The sequence below is a fragment of the Novosphingobium sp. genome, from assembly GCF_019748365.1.
GTDB lineage: Bacteria > Pseudomonadota > Alphaproteobacteria > Sphingomonadales > Sphingomonadaceae > Novosphingobium.
Map to the genome: position 1 here is coordinate 1 of NZ_JAIEPN010000135.1, position 7198 is coordinate 7198.

At 60.6% G+C, this 7198-nt stretch carries 7 protein-coding genes; 4 read left to right on the forward strand and 3 right to left on the reverse strand.

All coding sequences use genetic code 11. The features are described from left to right. The 3 genes from K5Q19_RS15390 to K5Q19_RS15400 form a co-directional block, all read left to right on the forward strand. The coding region (locus K5Q19_RS15390) for an ATP-binding cassette domain-containing protein (protein ID WP_292946931.1) at window positions 1–1058 on the forward strand (1058 nt) is incomplete at its 5' end. 159 nt (window positions 1059–1217) lie between these two features. Beyond that, window positions 1218–2069: a MipA/OmpV family protein gene (locus K5Q19_RS15395; protein ID WP_292946934.1), complete on the forward strand. Its 852-nt coding sequence runs from the start codon at window positions 1218–1220 to the stop codon at window positions 2067–2069. 112 nt (window positions 2070–2181) lie between these two features. Continuing rightward, window positions 2182–2658 (forward strand): hypothetical protein, encoded by a 477-nt coding sequence (locus K5Q19_RS15400; RefSeq protein WP_292946937.1) that lies wholly within the window; start codon window positions 2182–2184, stop codon window positions 2656–2658. 538 nt (window positions 2659–3196) lie between these two features. Here the strand turns inward: K5Q19_RS15400 and K5Q19_RS15405 are convergent. Beyond that, window positions 3197–3805: a HEPN domain-containing protein gene (locus K5Q19_RS15405; protein WP_292946940.1), complete on the reverse strand. Its 609-nt coding sequence runs from the start codon at window positions 3803–3805 to the stop codon at window positions 3197–3199. A gap of 2 nt (window positions 3806–3807) precedes the next feature. After that, complete coding sequence (locus K5Q19_RS15410; RefSeq protein WP_292946944.1) at window positions 3808–5013, reverse strand: DUF262 domain-containing protein; 1206 nt, start codon at window positions 5011–5013, stop codon at window positions 3808–3810. 428 nt (window positions 5014–5441) lie between these two features. Here K5Q19_RS15410 and K5Q19_RS15415 point away from each other — a divergent pair, with 428 nt between their 5' ends. Then, window positions 5442–6509: a hypothetical protein gene (locus K5Q19_RS15415; protein ID WP_292946947.1), complete on the forward strand. Its 1068-nt coding sequence runs from the start codon at window positions 5442–5444 to the stop codon at window positions 6507–6509. Here the strand turns inward: K5Q19_RS15415 and K5Q19_RS15420 are convergent. Further along, window positions 6463–7198: type II secretion system protein GspK (locus K5Q19_RS15420; RefSeq protein ID WP_292946950.1), on the reverse strand; the 736-nt coding region annotated here is incomplete at its 5' end. The genes K5Q19_RS15415 and K5Q19_RS15420 overlap by 47 nt on opposite strands.

Below are 7198 nucleotides of genomic sequence, written 5' to 3' on the forward strand. Positions count from 1 at the left end.
GCCAATACCTCACCGGCGCCCGCCGCATCGAGGTGCCGAAGAAGCGCCGCAAGGGCAACGGCCTCAAGCTCACCGTCGAAGGCGCCCGCGCCAACAACCTGCAGAACGTCACCGCCAGCATCCCACTCGGCACCTTCACCTGCGTCACCGGCGTCTCCGGCTCGGGCAAGTCCAGCTTCACCATCGACACGCTCCACGCCGTCGCCGCGCGCACGCTCAACGGTGCCCGCGTCATCGCCGGCGCGCATGATCGCGTCACCGGCCTCGAACACTGCGACAAGGTGATCGAGATCGACCAGTCCCCCATCGGCCGCACCCCGCGCTCCAACCCCGCCACCTACACCGGCGCCTTCACCCTGATCCGCGATTGGTTCGCCGGCCTCCCCGAAAGCGCCGCGCGCGGCTACAAGCCTGGCCGCTTCAGCTTCAACGTCAAGGGCGGCCGCTGCGAGAAGTGCCAGGGCGACGGCCTCATCAAGATCGAGATGCACTTCCTGCCCGACGTCTACGTCACCTGCGAGGAATGCAACGGCAAGCGCTACAACCGCGAAACGCTCGAGGTGAAGTTCAAGGGCCTCTCCATCGCCGACGTGCTCGACATGACGATCGAGGACGCCGAGGAATTCTTCAAGGCCGTCCCTCCGATCCGTGATCGCATGCACATGCTCAACGAAGTCGGCCTCGGCTACGTCAAGGTCGGCCAGCAGGCCACCACGCTCTCCGGCGGCGAGGCGCAGCGCGTCAAGCTCGCCAAGGAACTCGCCCGCCGCTCCACCGGGCAGACCCTCTACATCCTCGACGAACCCACCACCGGCCTCCACTTCGAAGACGTGCGCAAGCTCCTCGAAGTGCTCCACCGCCTTGTCGATCAGGGCAACAGCGTCGTCGTCATCGAACACAACCTCGATGTCATCAAGACGGCCGACTGGCTGCTAGACCTCGGCCCCGAAGGCGGCGTCCGCGGCGGCGAACTGGTCGCGGAAGGCACGCCCGAAACCGTCGCCAAGAACCCCCGCAGCTTCACCGGCCACTACCTCAAACCCCTCCTGACGCGCTGAAAAGCCCCCTCCTCTTCAGAGGAGGGGGTTGGGGGTGGTGGAAGCAGCGCGACAGCAACAATACGTCAAAACCCAGCAATCCAACCCCGCGCCCATCCTGCTATGCGCCCCGCAGTCGCACCCCCTCCGCAAGACGCAAACGTCAGGACCCGGCCTCCCATGAACCGCATTCGCCCCGCGCTCGCCGCAGCGCTCGCCCTCTTCGCCAGCCCCGCCTACGCCCAGAGCGCCGCCCCCGGCGCCCAGCGCCCCGCCGGCCCGCCGCCGCAGCCCACGTGGACGCTCACCGTCGGCGTCGCCCCCATCCTCGCCCCCGCCTGGCAGGGCTCGCGCGATTATGCGCTCTCGGTCTTCCCGGATATCCGCGTGAACTACAAGGATGTCGCCTTCGCCTCGGTGCAGGAAGGCTTTGGCTGGAACGCGATCAACCGCGATGGCTGGAAGATCGGCCCCATCGCCCGCCTCCGCTTCGGCCGGCGTGAGAGCACCGGCGGCTCGCCCTTCCTCATCACCGGCGGCAGCGAGGCACTGCGCGGCTTCGGCAACATCCCCCTCGCGGTCGAATTCGGCGGCTTCGTGCAATATAGCCCCGACCGCCGCCTCGCCCTGCGCACCGAAGTCCGCCAGGGCACCGGCGGACACGAAGGCGTCGTCGCCGAACCCTCGATCCGCTTCGCCGATCGCGCCGGCGCTTTCCGCTATTCGCTCGCCCTGCGCAGCACGTTCGCCAGCAGCAAGTACACGCAGGTCTACTTCGGCGTCACCCCCGAACAAGCCGCCCGCGCCGGCCTCCCCGCCTACAGCACCGGCGGCGGCCTCGTCTCGGCCGGGCTCGGCGGCACGCTCACCCGTCCGCTGGGCAAGCGCGGCCAGCACGGCGCCATCACCCTCCTCGCCGGCTACGACCGCCTCGGCAATGTCGTGGCAGACAGCACCCTGATCCGCCAGCGCGGCCGCCGCGATCAGTTCAGCCTGGGCCTCTCCTACGGCTACCGCTTCACCTGGAAATGACCATATAGCCCCCTCCTCTTCAGAGGAGGGGGTTGGGGGTGGTGGCCGCCGCTAACCCCCATTTAAGCACTTCCGCCTATCCTCCCCCCGCGCGCGGCAGGGGAGGATATTCATGCGCCTGTGGTACTTGCTCATTCCGGCCATCGCCATGGGCAGCATCAACGCCGGCTACAGCGCCTTGCGCAATGGCCCGCCCGGCAAGCTGAATGAAGTGCGCCGCGAATGCTCCGGCAAGGCCGAAAGCCTCGGCCTCCCGCGCGGAGATAGCGTCCAGCTCTGCAATTGCCTGATCCGCAAGGCCCGCTGGTTCAAGTGGACTCACTTCGGCGCCGAATATACCCGCGAAGTGCACCACAAGCTCGGCATGGAATGCGTGGGCGAACTCACCGCGTCGGCCGATCAGTCCTCCGGCTGGGGCACCTTCGGCAACGAGCCGCCCCGCAGCTCCCGCCCGCTCACCGGCCCCGGCTCCGGCTGGGGCGAAGCGCCAGATGACGAGGACGAGGACGAAACCGCCGACCGCTCCACTTCATCCACCACCACCACCAAGCAATACGGCGATCCCGGCTACGGCACCGAATCCGAATAACCCCGCCGCCGCTTTCGTTCCTCTCCATTTTCCCCTGAGCCTGTCGAAGGGGCAAATGGGGAGGTGGCCCGCCAAAGGCGGGTCGGAGGCGCAGATCCTCCCCCAACGGGGGAGGGGGACCACCCAAAGGGTGGTGGAGGGGTAACCCCAACAGCGAAGGGGTGGAGCGATAACCCCCGCCCCTTGCGAGAAGCCCCCACAACACAGACCCATCACCCCGAAAGCAAGCCTCCGGCGGGCAAGGGCCACAGCCCTTGCATCCCGATCCCCCCTCCCGCCTGCGAAAGGGGCCGGGGCCGCGCCCGTCCTCCTCGCTTCCTCTCCATTTTTGCGAAGCACAAATGGGGTGGTGGCAGCCACAACCGCTACCCCGGCAAATCAACCACCCGCAACACCCCACGCCCCCTCGCATTCCCGTAGCGCCCGCTCAAGCGACAGCGCAAGGCTCGCCACCCCCTCTTCGGGAGGCGAGACAAACCCTACCGGCTCGATAGTCCAGCACCGCTCTCGAGATTCGCCGCTAGAGGGCTGAAACAAGTCAACTCAAGCAACTCTGACAGGCTGTATCAAAACTGATTAGGCCAATCTTAATTGTCTGAACATCTCCCTCGATCTCACTTAAGGTATGGGATTTGTTAATTTTAAAGGCATGAGCGATAGCACCTCGTTTTTGTCCAAATCCATCTAAAGCGGCCATCGTTGCTGCATCCTCAGTCTCTGGATCGACACCAATCGGCAGTAGTAACTTCAACAAATTCTCTTTCTTTATACCATTATTGTTGTCAACTTCATACTTAAAGCGACCAAAGGCGACGTTTGCAAATAGGGCAATGTCTTCAAATGGCTCTCGCTTCAATTTTCTTGAAATTCCGCTCTCATCAATCCTGCCAATGATTCCGCTGCTAATTAAACCGACTAATGCTCTGCAGATTTGGTTTGTAGATACATATTTGTGCAAAGCAGACTTCGCAGTATCTAAGGCTACATTCTCAATATACTCCTCAATAATGGCATGGCTAAGAAGTATATAGGATTTTACCTTCAATTCTTGAATTGAGGTATTGCAGATGTTGGGAGGTACTTTGTAGGCGATTCTTCGAGCTACATCTAAATCACCTAGCATTTTGCTATAGTGTGTAGTTGCCATCCCTAACCACCTATTTTTGGAATTTCGATATTTGATCCCGAAATCTGGTTACAGGCAGTAATCCATGTTGAAAATCGACAAAAAGTAGCAGATTCAGACTTCGTTGTTGTTTCAATGGAGCGTGAAAAATCGGTATCTTCTAAGCAAAGTCTTTCAAAAATTGAACGAACAGCATCTGGATGTAAATCGCTCCATTCACGAAATGAATTGTCTGATAATGTGTACGACATGATATCAAATATCGCTCGATTAAAGCGGCTCTCATACTTAGCTTCGCCGTTCCGTGTGCGTGAGTATTTTCTGCAAAAGTTCCGATCATTGAAGATAATTAGTCCAGAATTTATTCCTCGATTCATAGCTTGTAAGTGGTTCTCGACTTCAAAATAAAATCTTTCGTCAGAAAATGCCAAATTGTATTTCTGACAAGCAGTATCAAGAAAATCTTTGAGGTCGCCACGATATGGAATATCGTGATCAGAAAAAGCTAGAAAACGAATTGCTAACTCAACATCATTCATTCTTGGATCGGGGCTTGTCTTTCTTAGAACTTTATGGATGGGACCAATTTTTTCTGTCCAACGCATGATGAATTTCAAGAAATCGCCGGGATAAAGCGACATTCTTAATTCCATTGGAGATAGCTTTACAGAGCCAGAATTTAAGCGGAAGAAAATCTCATAAAGTACTGCTTCGTCAGACCAGCCTCGAAGGACAGTCGTGCGTTGAGTTTCATTAAGCAATTTTGCCCTTGAATCGGCATCCTGCTTTATTTCATCCCAACTTTTATTTTCAAATTGCTTCAAGACGCGGAGATTTTTGAGCCTGAACTTCCGTCCGTTTGGCAGAGATCCATCTAGGAACTCCTTCAAAGCCAAGAGTCTCTGCTTTCCATCGAGCACAATAAATGTACTCTTGCTCTGTGGCTTTGTAGAAAGCAAAATTTGTGGGATTGGAATACCAAGCATTAATGACTCAATAAAGCTTGATTTAGCTCTGGCACTCCATACATTGCGTCGCTGAAACTCCGGATTCAGATCGATCTGCTTGCCAATCTGGCTGTATAGAGTCTCGATAGTCCAATCGGCTGGTGCGACGAGTAGATCTGAGAACTGTTGTTCATTCAGACGAAGATCTAATGAAGATTCTTCGGAATCATCATCGTCAAATTCAGAATCTCTATCATTCCAATCTACTTCTAGATCTTCCATTTTGAATTCCTATTCCAATATAATCAAAAGACCGGAACGGCTCTAGTTCCATCCTTGTGCTTGAATCCCCAAAACCAGTATTAGAGATTTGCGCGGATGGTCAGGAATGGCCTCAGAAGCTTATAGTGCGATATTGGACCATAGGTCCACGTCCTGGCGATAGCAAACATATCTCCCTGTCCTACATACCCCAACCCATGCCACAATGATCCCCTTTTGTTCCAAGCGGGAGTCGCGTGGTCATGCCGCAGCACAACACCAGCAGTTTCGGGCGGGGGTGGATCCCCGGGGATCGCGATATCGGCCTGCCGGGTGAGGAGCGGCTATCCCCCCTCCCGCCTGCGGGAGGGGCCGGGGGTGGGTTTGAAGAAAACGCGGCGTATGCCTCGGCCCACCCCAACCCCTCCCGCATGCGGGAGGGGCTATCCATGTGCCTGCCCTTCACGCCCCGGCGCCGGGTGCGCTTTCTCAATGTCCTCGCCACCACCGGTAATGTCCGCCGCGCGTGTCATGAAGTCGGCGTCTCGCCGCAGTCCGCCTATGTCCACAAGCGGCGCGATGCGGCCTTTGCGCATGGCTGGAATGCCGCGCTGATCCTGGCGCGCGATGCGGCGGAGGAAGTGCTGGCGGAGCGCGCGCTCCATGGGGTCAGCGAGACGATCTTCTACCGGGGCGAGGCGGTCGGCAGCCGCACCCGCTTCGATGCGCGCCTGCTGCTCGCCCATCTCGCCCGGCTCGATGCCCATGCCACGCGCGCCGAGGCCGAGCTCGATCCCGCGCCGGGCATTGCCGCCCGCTTCGATGATTACCTCGCCGAGCTGCTCGATGCCGGGGAGACCGGCGCGGACCCGGTGTTCGAGCCGCCGATCCACGAATTCGATCAGCCGCCGCAATGGACCCCGGCCACCCCCACCCGCGAGGAAGCCCTGCGCGCTGCGCGCGAAGAGGTGCTCCGCGCCTTCCCCACCGAGGTCGCGGACCTGCCCCCCGAAGCGACCGCCGATATCGATCTCGACGAAGCCGATGAAGACGACGTGCTCGACGCCGCCCTCGCCGAGGCCCAGCACACCGCCGAAGTGGCCGCCGCCGAAGCGTGGGACACGCAGCAGGAAACCCGCCTCGCCACCCTCGAAGCGCTCTTCGCGGGCGAACCGGACGCGGCAGAAGATCCTCTCCATTTTTGCGAAGCACAAATGGCCAGCGACCTCAAAGATCCTCCCCATTTCTGCGAAGCACAAATGGCCAGCGACCCCACAGATCCTCCCCATTTTTGCGAAGCACAAATGGGGAGGGGGACCACCGAAGGTGGTGGAGGGGCCAATCCGCCCCATCCCGAGGAACAAACCCCCGCCGAACCCCCCATCGAAACCAAGTCCGCCAAACTGCCTCAGGACCGTGTCAACCCTGTCAACCGCCGCGGCCTGATTGCCGCCCGGCCGCCGCTGGCCTTCATGCGCCCCAGCGCAGCACATAGGGCTGGCGGGGGTTGCCGGTGATTTCCGCCACCACGCGCCGCTGCGCCTGTGCGCCGCCGGGGCCGCGCGCCGTGGCGATGATCGTCACCACGCGGCCGCGCCAGTCCTCCGGATCGTTGATGGCAAGGGCGGGGCGCTGTCCGGCGATTTCGCGGCGGCGTTCGATCACGTCGACGCCGTTGCGGTCGCCGTCGTTCATCACCGCGATCGCCAGCGGATCGGCATAGCGCTTGTCGAAAGCCTTGCCGTTCACGTCCACCGTCGCGATCCGCGCCACGCGTTCAACGAGCGCGGGGGTGAAGCCCGCGATGTCGCCCAGTTCCTCCACGCTCTGCGGCGGCCCGTTGCGCGCGGCATAGCCGCGGGGGCGGTAGGTCTCGCCTTCCGCGCCGAACTGGCGGGGCTCGTCGTCCTGGTCGAGCCAATCGTCAAAGCTGTCGCGCAGCGCTTCCACTTGCGCCGGCGGCAGGCCGAGGGCGGACATCAGCCAGCCGATGTTCTCGCCGTCGATGCGGTTGATCATGATCTTGCCCGCCTCGTCCTCGATCCGGATGGCGATGGGCACGGCGCGGAAGCTGGCGCTGTAGGTCCGCCCGTCGATCGCCCAGCGCGTGGCAAGGCCGGGGCGGGTGAGGTTGGCGAGCGCGATTTCGACGCCGGCGTCGGCCGCCGCGCCCAGCCGCGCCGCGCTCGTCTCGGCCTCCAGCGTA

Excerpts from the sequence above, each read along its gene's own strand:
- K5Q19_RS15395 (WP_292946934.1), top strand. The coding sequence starts at position 1,218 with ATGAACCGCATTCGCCCCGCGCTCGCCGCAGCGCTCGCCCTCTTCGCC.
- K5Q19_RS15400 (WP_292946937.1), top strand. The coding sequence starts at position 2,182 with ATGCGCCTGTGGTACTTGCTCATTCCGGCCATCGCCATGGGCAGCATC.
- K5Q19_RS15405 (WP_292946940.1), bottom strand. The coding sequence starts at position 3,805 with ATGGCAACTACACACTATAGCAAAATGCTAGGTGATTTAGATGTAGCT.
- K5Q19_RS15410 (WP_292946944.1), bottom strand. The coding sequence starts at position 5,013 with ATGGAAGATCTAGAAGTAGATTGGAATGATAGAGATTCTGAATTTGAC.
- K5Q19_RS15415 (WP_292946947.1), top strand. The coding sequence starts at position 5,442 with ATGTGCCTGCCCTTCACGCCCCGGCGCCGGGTGCGCTTTCTCAATGTC.